The organism is Kitasatospora sp. NPDC001547, assembly GCF_042894165.1.
Taxonomy (GTDB): domain Bacteria; phylum Actinomycetota; class Actinomycetes; order Streptomycetales; family Streptomycetaceae; genus Kitasatospora.
Genome location: NZ_JBIAVL010000031.1, coordinates 1 through 21,200 on the forward strand (window position 1 = coordinate 1; position 21,200 = coordinate 21,200).

General features: G+C 74.9%; 16 protein-coding genes and 1 rRNA gene. 13 read left to right on the forward strand and 4 right to left on the reverse strand.

Going from position 1 to position 21,200, the window contains the following annotated elements:
* The 9 genes from rrf to ACFY0X_RS33475 form a co-directional block, all read left to right on the forward strand.
* A 5S ribosomal RNA gene (gene rrf, locus ACFY0X_RS33435) occupies positions 1–76 on the forward strand; the annotation flags it as partial.
* Positions 77–277: 201 nt separating this feature from the next.
* Complete coding sequence (locus tag ACFY0X_RS33440) at positions 278–1,687, forward strand: sensor histidine kinase (RefSeq protein ID WP_387760232.1); 1,410 nt, start codon at positions 278–280, stop codon at positions 1,685–1,687.
* Positions 1,639–2,304 carry a LuxR C-terminal-related transcriptional regulator gene (locus ACFY0X_RS33445; protein ID WP_387760233.1) on the forward strand — a complete coding sequence of 222 codons (666 nt, stop codon included), beginning with the start codon at positions 1,639–1,641 and terminating at the stop codon, positions 2,302–2,304. Before ACFY0X_RS33440 ends, ACFY0X_RS33445 begins: the two co-directional genes overlap by 49 nt.
* A gap of 221 nt (positions 2,305–2,525) precedes the next feature.
* On the forward strand, positions 2,526–4,070 hold the full coding sequence (locus ACFY0X_RS33450; RefSeq protein ID WP_387760234.1) for a DUF2637 domain-containing protein: 1,545 nt from the start codon (positions 2,526–2,528) through the stop codon (positions 4,068–4,070).
* 136 nt (positions 4,071–4,206) lie between these two features.
* Positions 4,207–5,496: a DUF6986 family protein gene (locus ACFY0X_RS33455; RefSeq protein WP_387760235.1), complete on the forward strand. Its 1,290-nt coding sequence runs from the start codon at positions 4,207–4,209 to the stop codon at positions 5,494–5,496.
* 131 nt (positions 5,497–5,627) lie between these two features.
* Positions 5,628–6,284 (forward strand): YigZ family protein, encoded by a 657-nt coding sequence (locus tag ACFY0X_RS33460; protein WP_387760237.1) that lies wholly within the window; start codon positions 5,628–5,630, stop codon positions 6,282–6,284.
* 258 nt (positions 6,285–6,542) lie between these two features.
* Positions 6,543–8,615 (forward strand): hypothetical protein, encoded by a 2,073-nt coding sequence (locus ACFY0X_RS33465; RefSeq protein ID WP_387760239.1) that lies wholly within the window; start codon positions 6,543–6,545, stop codon positions 8,613–8,615.
* A gap of 114 nt (positions 8,616–8,729) precedes the next feature.
* Positions 8,730–10,520 (forward strand): restriction endonuclease, encoded by a 1,791-nt coding sequence (locus tag ACFY0X_RS33470; protein WP_387760240.1) that lies wholly within the window; start codon positions 8,730–8,732, stop codon positions 10,518–10,520.
* A gap of 281 nt (positions 10,521–10,801) precedes the next feature.
* On the forward strand, positions 10,802–11,563 hold the full coding sequence (locus ACFY0X_RS33475; protein WP_387760241.1) for a ZIP family metal transporter: 762 nt from the start codon (positions 10,802–10,804) through the stop codon (positions 11,561–11,563).
* A gap of 127 nt (positions 11,564–11,690) precedes the next feature.
* Here ACFY0X_RS33475 and ACFY0X_RS33480 read toward each other — a convergent pair whose 3' ends face one another.
* Complete coding sequence (locus tag ACFY0X_RS33480; protein ID WP_387760243.1) at positions 11,691–12,596, reverse strand: LysR family transcriptional regulator; 906 nt, start codon at positions 12,594–12,596, stop codon at positions 11,691–11,693.
* Positions 12,597–12,756: 160 nt separating this feature from the next.
* Here ACFY0X_RS33480 and ACFY0X_RS33485 point away from each other — a divergent pair, with 160 nt between their 5' ends.
* The gene (locus ACFY0X_RS33485) at positions 12,757–13,698 is read left to right on the forward strand and encodes an EamA family transporter (RefSeq protein ID WP_387760310.1); all 942 of its coding nucleotides are present in this window, start codon (positions 12,757–12,759) and stop codon (positions 13,696–13,698) included.
* On the opposite strand, the gene ACFY0X_RS33490 is transcribed toward ACFY0X_RS33485, so the two are convergent.
* Positions 13,613–14,170, reverse strand: coding sequence for a MarR family winged helix-turn-helix transcriptional regulator (locus tag ACFY0X_RS33490; protein WP_387760244.1), 558 nt, complete (start codon positions 14,168–14,170; stop codon positions 13,613–13,615). The genes ACFY0X_RS33485 and ACFY0X_RS33490 overlap by 86 nt on opposite strands.
* 167 nt (positions 14,171–14,337) lie before the next feature.
* Here ACFY0X_RS33490 and ACFY0X_RS33495 point away from each other — a divergent pair, with 167 nt between their 5' ends.
* Positions 14,338–14,670, forward strand: a complete 333-nt coding sequence (locus tag ACFY0X_RS33495) for a DUF2218 domain-containing protein (RefSeq protein ID WP_387760246.1) — start codon at positions 14,338–14,340, stop codon at positions 14,668–14,670.
* Here ACFY0X_RS33495 and ACFY0X_RS33500 read toward each other — a convergent pair.
* Together ACFY0X_RS33500 and gabT are read right to left on the reverse strand one after the other, a co-directional pair.
* A complete protein-coding gene (locus ACFY0X_RS33500) occupies positions 14,643–15,305 on the reverse strand; it encodes a phosphatase PAP2 family protein (RefSeq protein ID WP_387760248.1) in 663 nt (220 codons plus the stop codon). The two genes, ACFY0X_RS33495 and ACFY0X_RS33500, sit on opposite strands and share 28 nt — an antisense overlap.
* A 479-nt stretch (positions 15,306–15,784) precedes the next feature.
* A complete protein-coding gene (gabT, locus tag ACFY0X_RS33505) occupies positions 15,785–17,125 on the reverse strand; it encodes a 4-aminobutyrate--2-oxoglutarate transaminase (protein ID WP_387760249.1) in 1,341 nt (446 codons plus the stop codon).
* Between the two features lie 241 nt (positions 17,126–17,366).
* Here gabT and ACFY0X_RS33510 point away from each other — a divergent pair, with 241 nt between their 5' ends.
* Together ACFY0X_RS33510 and ACFY0X_RS33515 are read left to right on the forward strand one after the other, a co-directional pair.
* Entirely contained in the window at positions 17,367–19,439 is a 2,073-nt protein-coding gene (locus ACFY0X_RS33510; RefSeq protein WP_387760251.1) for an ATP-binding protein, read from the forward strand.
* A gap of 164 nt (positions 19,440–19,603) precedes the next feature.
* A complete protein-coding gene (locus ACFY0X_RS33515) occupies positions 19,604–21,172 on the forward strand; it encodes a PucR family transcriptional regulator (RefSeq protein WP_387760253.1) in 1,569 nt (522 codons plus the stop codon).
* Positions 21,173–21,200 lie beyond the last annotated feature (28 nt).

The window sequence follows — 21,200 nt, forward strand, 5'->3', positions numbered from 1 at the left end:
GAACCCGGAAGCTAAGCCTTACAGCGCCGATGGTACTGCAGGGGGGACCCTGTGGGAGAGTAGGACGCCGCCGAACAATCATTGCTGAAGAACCCTCATCCGGGTCCCGGATGGGGGTTCTTCGCATTTCCGGATCATCTCACTCGATGGTGTCACTTCGTCCACCAGCAGGTGGTCCTAGGTCCACCCCGGAATTGGGGTGCCATGGCCAGTGTGGGTGCCGGGCGGTTCGTGAACACTGATGGAGGACGATCGGTACCGGCACCAGGAGCTTCCCGTGACAACAGTGAGTCGTACGAGCGGCACGTCCGTACGTGCGCAGGCCCGGGCCGCGTTCGCGGCCGGCGGTGAGGGGCTGACCCGACTGGTCGTGGTGTTGCTGAGCGCGGTGCCGGGGCTCGCGCTGCCGGTGGCGGCCGCCGTTCTCTCGGGGGTGATCGCGGCCCAGGCGCTCCAGAACTACTCCCCGGCGATCCTCGCCGCGCTGCTGGTGGCGGCGTTCGTCGGTTCCGCGGTGGCAGCCTTCCTCGTCCGCGGCGTGGCCACCCGCACCCGCGGTCAGCTGGAGCGCTGGTTCGGCATACGGCTGCCTGCCGTGTACGAGCCGCGTCCGGAGCTGGAGTTGGACGGTCGTGGCCACTGGTGGACGGGCTACACGTACCACCGCTCGCGGACGGTGGCGAAGTACGCGCAGGCCGTCCACTGGGGACTGCGGGACCGGACCACCCGTGCCGAGCTGCTCTGGCTGGTGGTGAACCCGTTCCTCGTGGTGGCCCTGGTCGGGCCGGTGGCCGTGCTGCTCGGGCTGGGCGTGGGCTACATCCTCGCGGGGCCGGTGCCGACGGACGGGGTGGGGCCGCTGAACGGCCGGATGGTGTCCGTCCTGCTGAGCGTCGTGCTCGGGGCCGCCATGGTCGCCGTCGGCACGCTCGTGGCCCCGTTCGCGGTGCGGATGTACGCGGAGGCGGCCCGCCGGGTGCTGGACCAGGACGGCCGGGCCACGCACGCCCAGCTGACCAGGCGGGTGGCCGAGTTGACCGAGACGCGGGCGGACGCGGCGGGCAACCAGGCGGCCGAGCTGCGGCGCATCGAGCGGGACCTGCACGACGGCGCCCAGGCGCGACTGGTCGCGATAGGGATGACGCTGGGCACCATCGAGCACCTGATGGACACCGACCAGGAGGCCGCGCGGGAGCTCCTCGCCGAGGCCCGCCAGTCCTCGGCCCGGGCTCTCCAGGAGCTGCGGGACCTGGTCCGCGGCATCCACCCGCCGGTGCTCGCCGAGCGCGGACTGGGCGACGCCGTCCGCGCCCTGGCACTGGACAGCGCGCTGCCGACCGAGGTGTGCGTGAGCCTGCCGGACCGGCCGCCGGCCCCGGTGGAGGCCGCCGTGTACTTCAGCATCTGCGAGCTGCTGGCCAACGCGGCCAAGCACTCGGGGGCGGACCAGGTGTGGGTGGACATCCTGTACCGGGCCGGCTCCCTGCGGGTCACGGTGACGGACGACGGCGTGGGGGTGGCGGACCCTTCGCGGGGGACGGGGCTGCGCGGGATCGAGAAGCGATTGGGTACCTTCGACGGTGTCCTCTCCATCGACAGCACGTCGGGCGGACCCACCACCATCACCTTGGAGTTGCCGTGCGAGTTGTCCTCGCCGAGGACCTCTACCTCCTTCGCGAAGGCCTGATCCGGCTGCTGGAAGCGCACGGCTTCACCATCGCCGCAGCGGTGGAGACCGGTCCCGAACTGTTGGAGGCGCTGCTGACCCACCGCCCGGACGTGGCCGTGGTCGACGTCCGGCTGCCCCCGACGCTCACCGACGAGGGCCTGCAGGCCGCGCTCAAGGCCCGGCGGGAGATCCAGGGCCTGCCGGTGCTGGTGCTGTCGCAGCACGTCCAGCAGCTCTACGCGCGGGAGTTGCTGGCCGACGGCACCGGGGGGATCGGCTACCTGCTGAAGGACCGGGTGTTCAACGCCGGGCAGTTCATCGACGCGGTGCGGCGGGTCGCGGCGGGCGGTACCGCGATGGACCCGGACGTGATCGCCAAATTGATGCAGACCACCTCGCGCCGGCCCGGCCCGCTGCTCCGGCTGTCGCCGCGCGAGCGCGAGGTGCTGGAACTGATGGCCGAGGGCTGTTCCAACTCGGCGATCGCCGCCCGGCTCTCGGTGAGCGACGGTGCGGTGGCCAAGCACATCGCCAACATCTTCGGCAAGCTCGAACTCGCCCCCGACGAGGACGCCAACCGTCGGGTGCTGGCCGTACTGACCTACCTCAACGGCACGGCGGGGCAGACCCGCTGACGGTCCGGTCGGCCTCCGGCGCGGCTCCGAGCGGTGCCGGGGCCGGCGTCGGGCCGCCGCACTGTGACACCCCAGGCTGTGGAAACGCTTAAACAGGTGTACGAGTAAACTCCGGTGGGCCGGGCCCGGCGGTTGCTCAGCCGTCCGGCGGCCCGACCAGCGGGACCCGGCAGCCGTGGCAGCGTACGGCAGCAGCCGACATCCAGGGGTTGATAGACGTAATGGCACGCCCAACGCTCACCAAGGCCCATCGGGGCCTGCTCGGCATGGTCGCGGCCGGTGCCTGCATCATCTCGGGCATCGGCTTCGCGGGTTCGTACAACGCGGTGCGCGAGCTGGCCGAGCAGAAGGGTTTCGGCGCCTTCTCCTACGCCTTCCCGATAGGCGTGGACGCCGGCATCGTGGTGCTCCTCGCACTCGACCTGGTGCTGACCTGGCTGCGGATCCCCTTCCCGATGCTGCGGCAGACCGCGTGGCTGCTGACCGTCGCCACCATCGCCTTCAACGCGGCCGCCTCCTGGGGCGATCCGCTCGGCATGGGGATGCACGCCGTCATCCCGGTGCTCTTCGTCGTCGTGGTCGAGGCCTCGCGGCACGCGGTCGGCCGGATCGCGGCGATCACGGCGGACCGGCACATGGAGTCGGTCCGGGTGATGCGCTGGATCCTCTCCCCGGTGCCGACCTTCCGACTCTGGCGGCGGATGAAGCTCTGGGAGCTCCGCTCCTACGACGAGGTCATCCGACTCGAGCAGAACCGCCTGGTCTACCGGGCGCAGCTGCGCTTCCGGTACGGCCGTGGCTGGCGCCGCTCGGCGCCGATCCAGGCACTGCTGCCGCTCAAGCTCGCCAAGTTCGGCGTGCCGCTGGACCCGGCGCTGCTCGACCGGCTGGACGACGAGGGCCGTGAGCGCGAGGCCACGAAGGCCGAGGCAGTCGAGGCCGTGGAGGCCATCGAGCAGGATGCCCCGGAGTCGGAACTCCAGGAGGGTCGGGCCGCTGCGGCCATCGCCCCGGTCGAGGCGGACCCGGTCCAGCCGCCGCAGCCCCGGCCCGAGCCGCACCCCGAGATCGAGCCTGTGTCGGCCGCCGAGGCCCCGGCGCAGCCGCAACAGGTCCAGCCCGAGCAGTTCCAGCCCGAGCAGCCCCAGGCTCCGGCCACCGTCCCGCCGGTACCCGTCGAGGTGGCCGCACCGGTGCTGGCGAAGCTGGCCGCCGTCCGTCGGCGCGTCGAGGCCGAGCCGGAGGGCGAGCCCGTCGAGGGCCCGGTGCAGCGTGGAGACGAGGTCGACGTCTGGGCGGCCGGACAGACCCGCGCCGGCGGCCAGCGACCCGACGCCGCCACTCCAGTTCCGCCCCTGGGCCCTGAGGCTCCTGCCGTTCCTGCTCCTGCCCCCGCTCCCGCGCCTGCCCCCGCCCCCGCCCCCGTCAGTCGGGCACCCCGCCCGACCTCACCGTGGTTCAACGCCGTACCGGTGGCCGCGGAGCCGTCCTCGGAGCACCTGGAGCCGGTCGAGGAGCCCCTTCCCGGTGAGGTGTCCGACACCCGTCCGGGGCCGGCACACCTCGACCTCGACCTCGCCTACGAGGCGCTGCTGTCGTACATGGACGCCCACAACCACCAGCCGGACGCCCAGCGGCTCGCCGACTGGCTGACCAGGAGGTACGGCGCCACCGGGAAGGGACCGGACGGTGCGGTCCACCCGAAGGAGGTCGCCGACCTCTATCCCGCACTGAACGAGCGGTACGCCGACGCCGGGAGGGACTGACCCCGGGGACCGCCCGAGGGGACCGGCCGCAGCCGTCACCGTCCGGGCACCGGGCGGCCATTGACGCCCGATCCCGCCGGGGCTACCTTCGCCTCAACAAAATGTTGAAGCGCTGGTTCGGCATGGAGGAGTGCGGATGACACGGGTCGGGGTCGACGGAAACGGGCCGACGGGCGGGGCCTCCTTCTCCTCCGCGGCCCGTGCCGCCGTGGAGGCGCTGCTCGCCCCGGTCGACGCCGAACTGGCACGCCGTTACCCGGGCGAGCCCGGCACCAGGCAGCCGGTCCACACCGTCTACGTCCCGGCGGACGCCTTCGGCGCCGACACCGTGCGGGAGTGGGGCCGCCGGGCCCTGGAGGCCTTCGACCGCCACGCCGCCACCCCCGCCGAGCTGGCCCGCGCCCTCGGCGTCGCGGACGACGGACTGCTCGCCGACGTGCACGCCCGGGTCCGCGCCAAGCTGGAGCGCGAGCCGGTCGAGGACCTGCGGATCGACTTCGAGGACGGCTACGGCCCCCGCCCCGACACCGAGGAGGACGCGGCCGCCGTCCGCGCCGCCGAGCTGGTCGCCGCGTCGGTGGCCGACGGCAGTGCCCCGCCGTACCTGGGCATCCGGATCAAGTGCCTGGAGGCGCCGGTCCGCGCCCGCGGCATCCGCACCCTGGAGTTGTTCCTGGGCACCCTGCTGGCCGGTGGCGGCCTGCCGGACGGGCTGGTCCTGACCCTGCCCAAGGTGACGTACGCCGAGCAGGTCACCGCGCTGGTCCGGCTGCTGGAGGACTTCGAGGCGAGGGCCGGGCTGCCCGCCGGCCGGATCGGCTTCGAGATCCAGATCGAGACCACCCAGGCGATCCTCGGCCCGGACGGCCGGGCCACCGTCGCCCGGATGATCGAGGCCGCGGAGGGCCGCGCCACCGGCCTGCACTACGGCACGTTCGACTACAGCGCCGCCTGCGGCGTCGGCGCCGCCCACCAGAGCATGGACCACCCGGTCGCCGACCACGCCAAGGCGGTCATGCAGGTGGCCGCGGCCGGCACCGGGGTCCGGCTCTCCGACGGCTCGACCAACGTCGTCCCGACCGGCTCCACCGAGCAGGTGCACGCCGCCTGGAAGCTCCACCACGGCCTGGTCCGCCGCTCGCTGGCCCGCGCCTACTACCAGGGCTGGGACATGCACCCGGCGCACCTGCCGACCCGCTACGCCGCGGTCTACTCCTTCTACCGCGAGGGCCTGGCGGCCGCCGCCGCCCGGCTGGCCGCGTACGTCGCGAAGGCGGGCGGCGAGGTGATGGACGAGCCGGCCACCGCCCGGGCGCTGAGCGGCTACCTGCTGCGCGGCCTGGACTGCGGCGCCGTCGACCTCGCCGAGGTCACCGCGCTGACCGGCCTGGACCGCGAGCGGCTGGACGCCCTGGCCGGCCGCTGACCCGACCGCGGCGGGCCGTCGGTCCCGGCCGCTGACCCCTCCCGCCGCGCGCCAACTAGGCTGGCGGTGCCGCTCCGGTGTCCCGGGCGTGCGCCGTCAGCCTTCGCCGTCCTCGGGAGGACCCCCGCGCCATGTCCGCCACGCCGGAGCCGACCCCCAGGCCGTACCTCACCATCCGGCGGGCCGGCAGCCACGAGATCGAGATCAAGAAGTCCCGGTTCATCTGCCACCTCGCCCGGGTCGCGGACGAGGAGGAGGCGCAGGCCTTCATCGCCGGCATCCGCAAGCAGTACTGGGACGCCCGGCACAACTGCACCGCCTTCGTGGTCGGCGACGAGCAGCACCGGGAGCGCTCCAGCGACGACGGGGAGCCCGGCGGCACGGCCGGGGTGCCGATGCTGGAGGTGCTGCGCCGGCGGGGGCTGACCGACACCGTCGCCGTGGTCACCCGGTACTTCGGCGGGATCAAGCTCGGCGCGGGCGGCCTGGTGCGGGCGTACGGGAACGCGGTGTCGGAGGCGGTGGACGAGATCGGCCTGCTGGAGCGCCGGCCGGTCGCGCTGCTGGCCGTGACGGTGGACCACGTGCGGGCCGGGCGGGTGGAGAACGACCTGCGGGCCGCCGGGTACGCGGTGAGCGACCTGGCCTACGAGGCCACCGGGGTGCGGATCGAGGTGGGCGTGCCGGAGCCGGACGTGGCGGAGTTCCACACCTGGCTGGCCGAGGCGACCGGCGGAAGCGCGGTGGCGATCCCGGCCGGCCGCACCTATGTCGAGGTGCCGGTCTGACCGCGGGGAAGGGTGGCGCCCGTGGGGCCAGGGGGTCGGACGGTCCGTCGGACGGCCCGTGACCGGCCGCTTCCCGTAGACCAGGCGCCGCGCCACGCGGAAGACCGCTTGAGTAGATTCACCCGAACGTAGTGTCGTGGCCCGGAGTTGGAACTTCCCCTCCGGGCCGTGGCGTTTCCTGGGCAAGGCTCCGGCAGAACCGGACGAAACCATCGATGGAGGACACAGGACCCGACCCCGCACCGCGGAGGCATGCGCATGACCTCAGACCGTTCGACCTCGAATCCCCAGTCCACGACGAATCCGACCGCGAACCGCCCGACCTCGACCCACCCGACCGCGAACCGCCCGGCTTCGAACCATCCGATCGCCAACCGTTCCGCCCCGAACCGCGTCCGCTCGCACGCCGCCGCCGACCTGCCCGGTGCCCGCGGTCCCGCGGCGCCCTACCGGATGACGGTCACCACGGCCCTGACACACGCCGAGGCCGTCGCCCTGGCCGACGAACAGCTGGCCTCCTGGCTGAAACAGGAGGGCTTCGAGGAGCCCCCGCCGACCCGTCCCGCCCGCGCCGGGCGGAGCGCCGAACCGGCTCCCAGCACCGAGCGGCTGCGGCTGGGCGAGCGCGTCCTGCTCGACCGCGACCAGGGGCCGCTGCGCGGCGACCCGGACGTCGGCCGCTACGACCCGGACATCGGCAGCGGTGCCCCGGACGCGGGCCGCTACGACCGCCGCCGGCTGCGCACCCCGGCCCCCCACGGCACCCAGCAGCTCACCCTCACCGTGGCCACCGCCCCGGACGGCCCCACCTGGGTCCGGCTGGAAGCCGAGACCCACAGCACCGGCAGCGGCGTGCGCACCCCGTGCCGGGTGCCGGTGCCCGAACTCGCCCGCTCGCTCCTCCCGTTGCTCGACGCCACCGACGGCCCGGCCGCCGTCCACCTCGCACCCCGGGTGATCACGGCCGACGAGGTCGACGCCCTGATCGACGAGCTCTGCGACCCCGAGCGCAGGCTGCCCACCGTGGTGGCCAGCGTCCCGGTGAACCTCCCGCTCGACCGCTGGGTGCAGGACGTGGTGGCCCCGCTCTGCCAGCAGCTGCCCGGCCTCGCCACCGCCTACGTGCTGGACCCCGGCGCCCGCACCTGGTTCAACGTCGCGCTGGAGTACCACACCGTCTACGGCGGGGCGGTGCGCACCTACCTCCCCGAGGTCGACCCGGCCTCCCGCCAGGACAGCGCCCGACATCCGGTGCTCGCCCGGGGCCGAATAGAAGAGGACCTGCGCCGCGCCGCCGGGCTGCTCGCCCGCGAGCCGCGCCGCCTGGCCGCGGAACAGCCGCTGCCGCCGCCGCTGGCGGCCGTCCCGGTGCTGCGCGTCCCGCCGCCGCAGCTCCGCCAGACCGCGGAACAGGCCACGGCTCAGGCCACGGGTCAGGACACGGAACGGGCTGGGCGGCGAACCGCGGGGCAGACCGTCGACCGGGCACCGGAGCAGGGCGTCGAGCGGACGGCCGAGCACGACGCCGAGCAGGCCGCGGAACGGACCACCGGCCGGGCCGCCGCGTGCCACGGCGACGAACTGGCCGCGCTCGCCCGCGAGGAGCAGCAGGACCGCGTCGAGCAGCAGGCCCGGGCCGACGAGCTGGAGCGGGTCCGGCACACCCTGCGCCTGGAGCGCCGCGAACACCGCGAGCGGGGGCAGGGCCGTGACGGCCGGGACATCCGGGACGGCCGCCTCCACTCCGGCACCCGCGCCCTGACCGGTCGGCACTGCGTCGCACCGGGCAGCGGGCCGGGCGCCGGGCCGCACTCGGCCGCCCAGCCCCACGACGGCCGCGGCACGCCCGAGACCTTCACCGAACTCATGGCCAGACTGGGCGAGTTCCCCCTGGTGACCTTCACCGGTGACCAGAAGAGCGCGCTCGCCCTGGACGAGCTCCAGTGCGCCGGCGCGGGCTGGGCCAGGCTCGCCTGGGACGGGCTGACCGCCCTTCAGGAGTATGCCGAGGCGGCCGTGCGCGGTGCGGCCGGCGGGGACTTCAAGCAGTGGTGCGAGCGCACCCCCGAGGGCTGCCGCCGCTTCCCGCCCCGAAAGGCGGTCCGCGGGGAGTCCCGGACGGTGTTCAGCCACACCAAGTGGAAGCGCGAGCGGATGCTGCCGGTGCCGGAATGCGTCGACTCCTCCCGGCGCGCGTTCATGGGCGCGCACCTGCGGATCGGCGGCGGCCGCACCGCGCCCCGGCTGCACTACCTGGACGACTGCTCCGGCAGCGGCCGGATCTACGTCGGCTACATCGGTCTGCACCTGACCAACACCCGGACCAACTGAGCGGCTTGGCTGACCGCCGCGCCCGTTCGGGGGACAATGTCCGGCAGGGGCGGGTCCTCAGGCTCGCCGATCGCCCCGGGCAGGCGCCGGACGAGCATGGGGGAACGACGACCGATGCAGTACTCAGCAGACGGCCAGTCCGAGGGAACCGCCACCGTCCAGTTCCCCCGGCCTGGCTTCCTCGCCTCGGTCTTCCGTGACCTCGGAGCCGAGGAGGAGCGCGCGCCGGACAGCGCCGCCACCGGCCGCCCCGGCGGAGGCGCGGCCGGTGACGGCCCGTCCGGCGGCGCTCCGACCAAGGGTGGGCCGATCGATGGCGGCCCGGTCGATGGCGGACCGGCCGGTGACGGTTCCGCCGCCCCGGGCCTCGCCGGTCGAGGACCCGCCTCCGGCCCCGTCTCCGGCCCCGGTGAGGCCGAACCGAACGAGGCCGCCCCCGACGAGGCCGTGGCTGCGCACGCCCGGGCCGCCGCCCTGACCCACCACCGCACGCTCGCCGTGCGGGCCGAACACGACCGCTTGGCCGACCTGCTGCGGCGGGCCGCGCTGCCCGTCGCGGCCATGGACTTCGAGAGCCAGCTGCGCCACTACCAGCCCCGCCCCTACCCGGCCGACGGCTCCGACACGGCCGAGGAGTCCGAGCCCCGCTGGGAGGACTTCGCGCCCGCCGAGCCGCCCGCGGCCGACCCGGAGAGCGGCCCGTCCCGCCGGCTGCTCGACTCCGGCTACCAGCGCGAGCTGGCGCAGGCCCGGCTCACCCACCAGCGCGCCCTGCGCGAGTGGCGCACCCGGCGGGCCGAGGCCGGCAGCCCGGCCGCCGACGAGTCCCGGCGCGCCCACGAGGCGGCCGAGGAGGCCCGGGCCCGCGCCGTGCGCGAGTACAACGAGAGCCTGGAGGAGTGCCGCCGGGCCTACCGGCTGGCCGAGCCGGCCGCCGTGGAGTCGCTGCTGGAACGGGCGCTGGCCGCCGCCGAGACGGCCACCCAGGACCTGCCCGCGCCCTGCCGGGCGGTCTTCCGCCCGCTCACCCGCACCGCCGTGCTGGACCTCGACCTGCCCCCGCTCGACCTGGTGCCCTCGCTCGCCGGCTACCGGCTCGCCCCGGACGGCGACATCCTCCCGGTGCCGCGCCCGCCCGCGGACCGGGCCACCGACTACCTGCGGCTGGTCGCCCGGCTCGCCCTGCGCGCCCTGCAGGCCGCCGACGCCGTCGACACCGACGAGATACTCGCCGGCGTCGTGCTCAACGGCTGGCTGCGCGATCCCGCCGATCCCGCCGCCGAACCGCTCTGCCTGGTCAGCGTGGACGCCGACCGCGACGCCCTGGCCCGCACCCGGCTGCTGCCGCCGGGCACCCCGTACGAGGAGCGCGACGACGAGGGGGTCTACGCCGACGCCGAGCAGGACGAGGCGCTGGTGCGGCTGCGCCGGCTCGGCGCCGCCGTCACCCCGGACCCGTACGACCTGGCCGGGGTCCAGCCGGCCGCCCGGGCCGGGGTCACCGTCCCGGCCGCCTCAGACCTGTCCGCCAACGAGTTCGCCCAGCTGGTGCGGGACCTGTTGACGCGCGGCGGGATCGCGCGGTGGAGCGTCCGGCTGCGCGGCCCGGCCGGGCTGGTCGCCACCGGCGAGGGCGCACCGGGGACGGCGCTGCCCGGCCGCTGGGTGGTCTGGGCCTCCCGGGACGCCGCGTCGATCGGAGCCGAGCAGATCGAGACCCTGGCCGAGGCGGTCGGCGAGGAGTCCGCCGAGCGCGGCCTGCGGCTGACCACCGGCCGGTTCACCGAGGAGGTGCTGGACCTCACCGCCGGGGAGGGCCACCGGCACATCCACCTGATCGACGGCGACGGCGTCCGCGAACTCGCCCACACCCACCTCGGGCTGCCCCTCGCCACCGGCGGCTGACCCGCCCGCAGGCAGGCCGCGCCGACGTGCGGCCTCACTCCGACGGCCCAGTCGGCGGCCCGTCCGGCGGGCGCCCCGGTGGGCCCGGGCCGAGGCTGGGGGAACGGCTCCCGACCCGGTCCCGGCACCCCGGGTGATCACCGTCGAACGGGCGTCCGGTACGGTCGGCGATCGGCCCGGCCACGGGCGGATCCCAGGGGGAGAGGAATGGGCAGAGCGTTCGGCGGACCATCCGACCAGGGCCCCGGCCACCCGGCCGGACCCGGGACGGAGTCGATCCGATGACCGCGGTACTGGTCGCCGCCGCGGCGTTCCTGATGACCCTGGTCGGCGGTTTCGTCGCCCAGCGCACCCGCGACCGCCGCCACCTGGTGCTCGGCTTCGCCGCCGGACTGATGCTCGGCGTGGTCGCCTTCGACCTGCTGCCCGAGGCGATCCACCAGGCGCCGGGCGAGGTGCACGGCGTACCGCAGGCGCTGCTGATGTTCGCGGCCGGCTTCCTCACCATCCACGTGGTCGAGCGCGCGGTCGCCATCCACCGCGGCCACGAGGGCGAGTACGCCGCCCACTCCCACGGCCACCACGTGCACGACCACTCCACCGGACGCCAGGGCATCGGGCTGACCGCCGCGCTGGCCCTGGTCGGGCACAGTGTGATGGACGGCTTCGCGATCGGCGCCGCCTTCCAGGCCGGCACCACGGTCGGCACGGTGGTGGCCATCGCGGTGGTCGCGCACGACTTCGCCGACGGCTTCAACACGTACACGATCACCCGGCTGTACGGGAACAACCGGCGGCGGGCGCTGACCCTGCTCGCCGCGGACGCGCTGGCCCCGGTGTCCGGTGCGGCGATCACCCTGGCGTTCACCATCTCCGAGCACCTGCTCGGCCTCTACCTGGGCTTCTTCTCCGGGTTCCTGCTCTACCTGGCGACCTCCGACATCCTCCCCGAGGCCCACAGCCCGCACCCCTCGCGCAGCACCCTGCTCTGCACCGTCGCCGGGGTCGGCTTCATGTGGCTGGTGATCGGCTTCGCCGGCTGAAGCGCGTACCAGCCCGTAGAGCACTCGCACGACGTCCGCACGAGCCCTCGCGACGTCCGCGCGAGGCCTCGCGACGTCCGTACGAGGCCCGACGACAAGCTCGTACGGGGGCCGGCAGGAGGCCCGCTCAGACCGGCAGCCGCCCCCAGCACTCCCGCATCGAGGCCAGTGCCTCGGTGATGGCCGGCCGCCGGGAGGCCTGGGAGCGCCAGAGTGCGAACACCCGCCGGCTCGGCTCCGGCATCACCCGGCGGGCCGCCACCCCGGGCGGCAGCGGGCCCCGGCCGAGCCTCGGCACCAGGCCCATCCCCAGCCCGGCCGCGACCAGCGCGATCTGCGTCTCGAACTCCCCGACCTGGTAGCGCACGTCCGGCTCCTCGCCGGCCTCGCGCAGGGTGCGGACCAGCCAGTCGTGGCAGATGTTGCCGGGCGGCACGCTGATCCAGCGCTGCCCGCACAGCCGCTCCACCGGCACCGGGTCGAGCGCGGCCAGCCCGTCGTCGACGGGCAGCAGCAGGTCCACCGGGTCCGTGCCGAGGTCCATCCGGGAGACCCCCTCCTGCACCGGCAGCGGCACGGTCGGCCAGTCCTGCACCAGCGCCAGGTCCACCTCGCCCCGGGCCACCAGCTCGGCCGCCGGATAGGGGTCGCGCTCCAGCAGCCGGACGTCCAGCTCCGGGCAGCGCCGCCGCAGGTCGGCCAGTGCCGCGGGCATCAGTCCACGGGCACCGGACGGGAACGCCGCCACCAGCAGCCGCCCGACGGCCTGGCCGCGCTGCTCCTCCAGCCGCACCTCGGCCTGCTCCACCAGCCCCAGCACGGTCTGCGCGGTGACGGCCAGCTCGCGCGCCGCGTCGGTCAGTACCACGCCCCGGCCCTGCCGCTCCAGCAGCACCGTCCGGGTCTCCCGCTCCAGCTTGGCGATCTGCTGCGAGACCGCCGACGGCGTGAAGCCGAGCGCGGCCGCCGCCCCGCCGACCGAACCGTGCACCGCCACCGCGTGCAGCGCGCGCAGGCGCCCCAGATCCATCATGCAGCGATCCTAAAGTGTTCCCTTCAGTATTCATCGCTGGTGCTACATGGTCCGGCGCCACCATGCTCGACCCATGACCGCGACAACCGCCGCCGCCCCGAGCGGCCAGCCCGGCACGGGCACCACGGGCAGCACGGGAAACACCGGTGGCGGGGGCGGCATGAGCCCGCGCCACATCGCCCTGGCCGTCCTGGTGGCCGCCGTCTGGGGCCTCAACTTCGTCCTGATCCACGTCGGCCTGGACAGCTTCCCGCCGCTGCTCTTCTGCGCCCTCCGGTTCGCCGTCGTCGCGGTGCCGGCGGTCTTCTTCGTCGGCCCGCCCAGGGTGGCCTGGCGCTGGGTGGTGGCGGTCGGCGTGGTCCTCGGGGTGGTCAAGTTCGGACTGCTCTTCCTCGGCATGCACGCCGGGATGCCGGCCGGGCTCTCCTCCCTGGTGCTCCAGGGGCAGGCCGGCTTCACCGCGCTGTTCGCCGCCGTGCTGCTGCGCGAACGGCCCGGCGGGCAGCGGCTGGCGGGCCTGGCGGTCGCCTTCGCCGGCATCGCGCTGAGCGCCTGGGACCAGGGCGCCGGCGGACCGCTCGGGGCCTTCGCCCTCGTCGTCCTGGCCGCCGTCGCCTGGGGCCTGGCCAACGTGCTGACCCGCATGGCCGCGCCACCGGACGCGCTGCGCTGGATGGTCTGGGTCAGCGCCGTCCCGCCGCTGCCGCTGCTGGCCCTGTCCCTGCTGGTCGAGGGGCCGGAGGCGGACCTGCGCGCCCTGCGCGACATCACCCCGGCCGGACTGGGGGCGATCGGCTACGTCGGGCTGGTCTCCACCCTGCTCGGCTTCGTCGCCTGGAGCTTCCTGCTGCGCAGCTACGACGCGACCGCCGTCGCGCCCTACTCGCTGCTGGTCCCGGTGTTCGGGATGTCCTCGGCCTGGCTGCTGCTCGGCGAGCGGATCAGCCCGTCCGCCGCGGCGGCCGCGCTGCTGGTGATCGCCGGGATCGGGATCACCGCGCTGCGCCCGGGGGCCGCTAGCGGCGCGGTGGCCCGGCTGCGAGGAAGCGGGCCTCGGCGGAGCGCAGCACCCGCAGCAGCACCTCCTCGTCGGCGGGGCTGACCTCGCCGAAGTACTCCTGCGCCACCTCGTCCCGGACCTGCCCGATCCGCTCCACCGCCGCCCGCCCGGCCTCGGTCAGCAGGATCCGCACCGCCCGCCGGTCGGCCGGGTCGGGGCTGCGCTCGACCAGGCCGGCCTCCTCCAGCGCGTCGACCACGGTGGTCGCCGAGCGCGGGGCGATGTGCAGCTTGTCGGCGAGGTCGCTCAGCCGCATCGCGTGGTCCGGCGTCTCGCAGCCGGGCACGTGGGCGAGCATGCGCAGCGCCCGGGCCTGGCCGGGGGTGATGCCGTACGGCTCCAGCCGCCAGCCGGTCTGACGGCGGATCCGCTTGATCGCCCTGGTCATCGCGTCGGCGAGTTCGGCGGCGGTGCCGGCGGTGCCGACGGTTCCGGGAGCGCCGGGAGCACCCGAAGTGCCGGGCCGGGGGTCGGGGGAGGAGTCCGCCGGTTCATCGGTCGGCGTGGTGGTCATCGGCGGTCTCCTCGGCTGGCGTCCGCCCAAGGGTAGCCGCCGGTCCGGGGCCCGCGGCCGGCGGCGGAGGACGGTCGCGGAAATATGTTGAGCCTAGCTCAGCATCTGGGTTAGCGTTGCGCCTAGTGAGGGGACCCTAAGTTCCCCTCCCCGACCTTGGAGGGCCCATGCCCCGCTCCGAAGCCCGCGTCGCCACCGACCGGCCGGGCCGTTACGCCAAGCAGCTCACCGCCCACATGGGGCGCAAGATCGAGGCCGTCTACTCGGAGGAGACCGGCCGCGGCACGCTGGTCTTCGGCGCCGGCACCGCCACCCTGGAGGCGCAGCCGGACGCACTGCTGCTCACCGTCGAGGGCGAGCGCGAGAACCTGCCCGGCCTGGAGGACGTCGTCGGGCGCCACCTGGTCCGCTTCGGCGCCCGCGACGAACTCGTCATCGAGTGGCACCGCGACAACGGCGAGGCCGGCCTGGTTCACCGCAACGAGGACCCCGAGGCCTGACGCCTGCCGGAACCCGGCCGGGGCAGCCACCGGGCGAGCGACCACAGCACCAGGACGGCCAGGCACCAGCTCGCCACCACGTCCAGCAGCCAGTGGAAGTCGCTCCACACCAGCCCCGCGCCCACCCCGAGCGACAGCAGCGCCGCACCGGCCGCCAGCCCCCGGGCGGCGAGCGGCCCCGCCACCCGGGCCAGCAGCAGCGCCGCCACCCCGTACGCGACCGTCGCGGTCGCGGTGTGGCCGGAGGGGTACCAGCCCCACTGGCCCGCCGTCAGCGGCTCCCCGAGCGGCCCCGGCCGGGCGAACGCCGACTTCGCCGGGACCACCAGCAGCGGGATCAGCCCCGCCGTCAGGGCCGCCACCGGCAACGGCGGCCACCAGCGGCCCGCCCCGGCCCGGCGACCCCGCCAGGCGGCCAGCGCGCCGGCCAGCAGCAGCACCGGGACCGCCGGGACACCGCCGCCCAGGTCCGACAGGAGATGGCCGAGGCGGTCGAGCAGCGCGTTCGGGAAGTCCCGGTGGGCCGTGCGGACCGCCCGGCGGACCCAGCGGTCCACGCCCAGCAGCGGCCCGTCCGCCGCGACCTGCCAGGACACCACCAGCAACAGCGCCGCCGCCACCACCGGCACGGCCACCGACCGCGCCGCCCGGCCCAGGACGGCGAACAGCCGCCCCGGAGCAGGGGGGAGAGCTCCGGGGCGGCTCTGATGATCGCCGTTCCGCGCGTCCCGGGGGGTGTGGGGCGGACGGTCGGTCGATCGGTCTTCGGTGTGCGCCGGCCCTCCCGGGCCGGCCTGGTCGTCCTCGTGCGGCACCCGCGGAAGAGGCCCCGGAAGGGGCCCCGCGGACGGCCGCGCCAACGGCTGAGGCTCGCTGTCCATCTGTGATGACACTACGTCAACACCCCTTCCGCGCCGAGCGCCTCCAGCGATTCCGCACATCATCTTCACCCTGCGCCGGGCGGCCTCCGGGGCGCCCCGGCGACCATGCCCGGCCCGCCCGCACGGTGCGCCCGGAAACCGAACGGCCCGTGCGGACCAGAGGTCCCCACGGGCCGTTCAGCGCTGTCCGGACAACCCTCCGGAGGGGTTCACCGCCTGACGGGCGACACCGCTCAGAGGGCGGCGAACGCGCCCTCCAGGATGTCCAGGCCCTCGTTCAGCAGGTGCTCCGGCATGACCAGCGGCGGCAGGAAGCGCAGCACGTTGCCGTAGGTGCCGGCGGTCAGCACGACCAGGCCCTCCGCGTGGCACGCCTTGGCGATGGCCGCGGTGGCCTCCGCGTTCGGCTCCTTGCCGCCCGGCAGCACCAGCTCGATGGCGATCATCGCGCCGCGGCCGCGGACCTCGCCGATGATCTCGTACTTCTCCTGCATCGCCCGCAGGCGGCCCAGCATGATCTCGCCGATCCGCTGCGCCTTGCCGTTGAGGTCCTGCTCCTTCATGGTCTGGATGGCGCCCAGCGCGGCGGCGCAGGCCACCGGGTTGCCGCCGTAGGTGCCGCCCAGGCCGCCGGTCTGCGCGGCGTCCATGATCTCGGCGCGGCCGGTCAGCGCCGACAGCGGCAGACCGCCCGCGATGCCCTTGGCGGTGGTGATCAGGTCCGGGACGATGCCCTCGTCCTCGCACGCGAACCACTGGCCGGTGCGGCAGAAGCCGGTCTGGATCTCGTCCGCGACGAACACGATGCCGTTCGCCTTCGCGAACTCCACGATCGCCGGCAGGAAGCCCTTGGCCGGCTCGATGAAGCCGCCCTCGCCCTGGATCGGCTCGATGATGATCGCGGCGACGTTCTCCGCGCCGATCTGCTTGTTGATGGCGTCGATCGCCTGGGCGGCGGCCTCGGTGGCGGCGTTCTCCGCACCGGTCAGCCAGCGGTACGGGTAGGCGACCGGCACCCGGTAGACCTCGGGGGCGAACGGACCGAAGCCCTGCTTGTACGGCATGTTCTTCGCCGTCAGCGCCAGGGTCAGGTTGGTGCGGCCGTGGTAGCCGTGGTCGAACACCACGACGGCCTGGCGCTTGGTGTAGGCGCGGGCGATCTTCACCGCGTTCTCGACGGCCTCGGAACCCGAGTTGAACAGCGCGGTGCGCTTCTCGTGGTCACCCGGGGTCAGCTCGTTCAGCTGTTCGGCGACGGCCACGTAACCCTCGTACGGGGTCACCATGAAACAGGTGTGGGTGAAGTTGGCCAGCTGCTCGGTCGTCCGGGCCACCACGGCCTCGGCGCTGTTGCCGACGTTGGTCACGGCGATGCCGGAGCCGAAGTCGATCAGCGAGTTGCCGTCCACGTCCTCCAGCACGCCACCGTTGGCACGGGACACGTACACCGGCAGGGTGGTGCCGACACCGGCCGCCACCGCACCCAGCTTGCGGGCGTGCAGCTCCTGCGACTTCGGACCGGGGATCGCGGTGACCAGGCGGCGCTCCTGCGGGAGCGGCGTTGCGGCGCTCATGGGGTTTCTCCAGACTTCTCGGCTCGGTGCTTCGCAGGCTACGGCCGCCCTCCCCACCCGGGCACGCGCCACTCGGTAGCAGTGCGCCGCCCGACTTGTCCGGCACGGCCAGCACGGGCGGTACGACTACCCGCAGGCCACGCTCCACTACCCTGAGCGCGGGCGTGTCGCCGGTACGGCGGCATGGGTATGGCGGCACCGACGGCGGTCGGGCCGGGCGGGCGAGGGAGCGGGGCCGTACATGGCACACGACGGGGCACACCACCACGGCGAGCGCACCACCACCAGACCCCCGACGCCGCTCCCCTCCCAACGCCCCGGCGCGGGTACCCCCGACTTCGACCTCGCGGCCTGGGCCTGCGCCCCGCGCCCGGACGCCGACCCGGGCATCTACCGGCTCGGCTACCGCCGCATCGACCCGGAGCGGGCGGAGGCGGCCAAGGTCGCCACCTGGCCGCTGTTGCTGCGGGCGGGGTTGAACGCGGTGGTGGGGTGGCTGGCCTTTGTCTACGGCGTCGAGTTCGCTACGGACGGGGCGACGCTGGTCGGCGTCCTTCCGTCACAGTCGGCCTTCGTCGCGACATCGGTGGTCCTCACTCTGAACGTCCTGGTGATGGGCATCGTCATCAAGGTCTTCGGCCGGATGGGCCGCTGGCCCGAGGTGTGGCGCCGTTACGTCGCGCCGCTGGTGTCGCGCACCGTGACGCAGGAGCGGCCCGCCGAGGAGGACGTCCCGGGGGTGGCCGAGGCCGTGCGGGGGCAGGATCCGTGGGCCGGGCTGCGCCAGGGCGGCGCGGCCGAGGCCGCGGCCCGGCTGGACGGCGAGGCCGTGGGGGACGTCGACTACGTGCGGATCCGGCGCGCCTGGGAGTCCGCCCAGGCGGACCCGGTGTTCGTGCCCGCCTTCGCCGACCAGGTGGCCACCCGCGGTGCGGCGGCCTTCGCCCACCCCTCCGAGGCGCGTGAGCTGCCCGATCGCGCCGAGCGGCACGATCTGCTGCTCGGTCAGGTCCGGCTCGGCACCGCGCAGGACGTCCCGAAGAACCCGCTGGGCCACCGGGCGGCCGGTTTCGCGCTGGACCCGGCGGTGCTGGGCACCTCGCTGCTCGCGGTGGGCCCCGCCGGGACGGGGAAGACGGCGCGGCTGGCCCGGCCGGTGGCCGAGGCGTTGTGCCTGCAGGCGCTGTCCGGCACCGCCTGCGCGGTGGTGGTCGGGGCGGCGGACGCCGATCTCGGTCCGGACTCCTGGTACGACGTGGTGATCGCGCCCGGCGACCCGTCCTCGCTGTACGGGCTGGACCTCTACGGCGCCGCGCGGGACCCGGACGAGGCGGCCGCCCGGCTGGCCGAGGCGCTGCTGCCGGACGAGCTGACCGCCCGCGCCGAGCACGCCCGTACCGCGCTGCAGCAGGTGGTGGGCCCCTTCCACGCGGCGTACGGCCGCTACCCGGGGGTGCGGGAGCTGCGGGCGCTGCTGGCCGGTGATCCGGACGTGCTGGCCGCCCTGGTGAAGGCGCTCGGCGCGGCCGGTCGGCTGGCCGTCCACGAGCGGGACCTGGAGCACCGGGAGCGGCAGCGCGACCGGGCGGACGATCCCGGGGCGCTGCTGGCGGACCGGCTGGCGCTGCTGGAGCGGCCCGCCTTCGAGGGGGCCTTCGCGACCGACGGCACCGGTCGGCCCCCGTTCGCGATGCGGGTGCTGGACCACCCGCTGCGGGTGCGGGTGAAGCTGCCCGAGCGGAGCCACCCGGAGGCGGCGCGGATGCTGTCCCGCCTGGTGGTGGGGCAGTTCGTGCAGGCGGCCGGCGCCCGCGAGGACCGTTCGCTGTTCGCCGGCCTGGTGGTGGACGACGCCTCGGCGGCGCTGGACGCCACCGCGGTGCGCGGCCTGCAGCGGATGCGCGGGGCGAACGCGGGCGCGGTGCTGCTGCTGCGCACGCTGGTGGACCTGCCGGAGGCGCTGCGGGCGCCGCTGTTCGGCGCGGTCGGCTGCCGGATGGCGTTCCCGGGGATCGCGCCGTGGGACGGCAAGCTGTTCTCGGAGGCCTGGGGGACGCACCTGGTGCAGGAGACCGCGGTCACCCACACCCCCGACACCTCCGGTGGGGTGATCCGGCGGGCCGGGCGGGTCGGGCGGAAGGCGTTGTCGGGGACGACGGCGCAGACGGAGTCGGTGACGACGCGGGACGTGGAGCGGTTGCGGTGGTCGCCGTCGGATCTGGCGCACGCGTTGCCGGCGGGGCACGCGGTGGTGTCGTTGACGGCGGTGTCGGGGGAGCAGGTGCCGCCGCTGCTGGTGGATCTCAGGGACTGAGGGCGGGCCGACGGCGGGGCCGCCGGGAAGTCGCCTTCGAGGTGGATTCGGCAGTGCGGGTTGTCCGGAGCGTCCATAATGAAGGGGAGAGACCCTCACCAGTCCCACGTCCCTCTCCTCGCCCGGCCGCAACGGCGCGGTCAGGTCGATCCTCCGAAGGTGCCATGCCCCCCACACTCGCCTCCGTCGTCCGCAACACGTCGCTCCATCTGACGGTCCTCGCCGGTGCGGACCACCTGGAGCGGCCGGTCCGCTGGGTGCACACCAGTGAGCTGGACGACCCGACGCCGTTCCTGGAGGGTGGTGAGCTGCTGCTCACCACCGGTATCAAGCTGGGCCGTACGGCGGCGCAGCTGCAGGCGTACGTGCACCGGTTGGCCGACGCGGGCGTGGTCGGGCTGGGGCTCGGGGTGGGGCTGTCGCACACCGAGGTGCCGCAGCCGCTGGTGGACGCGGCGGCGCAGCGCGGGCTGCCGCTGCTGCGGGTGCCGGAGCCGACGCCGTTCATCGCGATCAGCAAGGTGGTGTCGGCGGCGCTGGCCGCGGAGCAGTACGAGGCGGTGACGACCAGCTTCGAGGCGCAGGAGGAGCTGACCCGGGCGGCGCTCGGCAAGGACGGCACGACGGCGGTGGTGCGCCGGCTGGCGGCCCGGCTGGGGGGCTGGGCGGCGCTGTACGACGGGTCGGGCGCGCTGTCGGTGGTGGCTCCGGACTGGGCGGCGCGCCGGGCGGGGCGGCTGGCGGCGGAGGTGGACCGGCTGCGTCGGCGGCCGGCGCCGTCGAGCGCGGCGCTGCAGGGCCGCGCGCCGGGGATAGACACGGCGGACGAGGACTACGTGGTGGTCCAGTCGCTGGGGGCGGACCGGCGGGCCCGGGGCTTCCTGGCGGTCGGGACCGAGGACCGGATCACGCCGACCGAGCGGTACGTGCTGAACGCGGCGGTGGCGCTGCTGACCCTCACCCTGGAGCGTTCGCGGGAGCTGCGGCAGGCCGAGGAGCGGATGGGCGCGGCGCTGCTGCGGATGGTGCTGGCGGGTGAGGTGGCGACGGCCCGGCAGGTGGCGGTGGGGCTGTTCGGGGGTCTGCCGGAGGGGACGATACGGGTTCTGGTGGCCGGGGCCGGGCCGGCGTCCGCGGATGCCGCGGAGGCGCTCGGGGAGCTGGGCGACCGGGCCGAGCAGGCGGGTTCGCGGGTGGGCGAGAAGCTGCTGGTGGCGCGGGAGGACGGTGCGCACGGGCCGCGGCTGATGGTGCTGGCGCTGGACAACGGCGCGGTGCACCGGGCCTGTCTGGGCGCGGTGGAGGAGCACGAGGGCCTGTCGTTGGGCGTTTCGGCGCCGGCCGCGTTGGAGGACGCCGGGACGGCGCACGCGCAGGCCGAGCGGGCGCTGGCGGTGGCGCTGCGCGGTGGCCGCCGGTCGGTGGACCACGAGGAGGTCGGCGCGGGGTCGCTGCTGCCGCTGCTCGGCGAGGACGCGGTGACGGCCTTCGCGGAGGGGCTGCTGCGGCCGTTGCGGGAGCACGACCGGACGGCCCGCGGGGACCTGGTGGCCTCGCTGCGGGCGTGGCTGTCCCGGCACGGCCAGTGGGACGCGGCGGCGGCCGACCTGGGCGTGCACCGGCACACGCTGCGCTACCGGATGCGCCGGGTCGAGGAGCTGCTGGGCCGCTCGCTGGACGACACGGACGTGCGCATGGAGCTGTGGCTGGCGCTCCGTTCCGGGGAGGAATAGAACACCCGGCTGGACGCGGTGGAGTGAC

Excerpts from the sequence above, each read along its gene's own strand:
- ACFY0X_RS33450 (WP_387760234.1), top strand. The coding sequence starts at position 2,526 with ATGGCACGCCCAACGCTCACCAAGGCCCATCGGGGCCTGCTCGGCATG.
- ACFY0X_RS33455 (WP_387760235.1), top strand. The coding sequence starts at position 4,207 with ATGACACGGGTCGGGGTCGACGGAAACGGGCCGACGGGCGGGGCCTCC.
- ACFY0X_RS33460 (WP_387760237.1), top strand. The coding sequence starts at position 5,628 with ATGTCCGCCACGCCGGAGCCGACCCCCAGGCCGTACCTCACCATCCGG.
- ACFY0X_RS33465 (WP_387760239.1), top strand. The coding sequence starts at position 6,543 with ATGACCTCAGACCGTTCGACCTCGAATCCCCAGTCCACGACGAATCCG.
- ACFY0X_RS33470 (WP_387760240.1), top strand. The coding sequence starts at position 8,730 with ATGCAGTACTCAGCAGACGGCCAGTCCGAGGGAACCGCCACCGTCCAG.
- ACFY0X_RS33475 (WP_387760241.1), top strand. The coding sequence starts at position 10,802 with ATGACCGCGGTACTGGTCGCCGCCGCGGCGTTCCTGATGACCCTGGTC.
- ACFY0X_RS33480 (WP_387760243.1), bottom strand. The coding sequence starts at position 12,596 with ATGATGGATCTGGGGCGCCTGCGCGCGCTGCACGCGGTGGCGGTGCAC.
- ACFY0X_RS33485 (WP_387760310.1), top strand. The coding sequence starts at position 12,757 with ATGAGCCCGCGCCACATCGCCCTGGCCGTCCTGGTGGCCGCCGTCTGG.
- ACFY0X_RS33490 (WP_387760244.1), bottom strand. The coding sequence starts at position 14,170 with ATGACCACCACGCCGACCGATGAACCGGCGGACTCCTCCCCCGACCCC.
- ACFY0X_RS33495 (WP_387760246.1), top strand. The coding sequence starts at position 14,338 with ATGCCCCGCTCCGAAGCCCGCGTCGCCACCGACCGGCCGGGCCGTTAC.
- gabT (WP_387760249.1), bottom strand. The coding sequence starts at position 17,125 with ATGAGCGCCGCAACGCCGCTCCCGCAGGAGCGCCGCCTGGTCACCGCG.
- ACFY0X_RS33510 (WP_387760251.1), top strand. The coding sequence starts at position 17,367 with ATGGCACACGACGGGGCACACCACCACGGCGAGCGCACCACCACCAGA.
- ACFY0X_RS33515 (WP_387760253.1), top strand. The coding sequence starts at position 19,604 with ATGCCCCCCACACTCGCCTCCGTCGTCCGCAACACGTCGCTCCATCTG.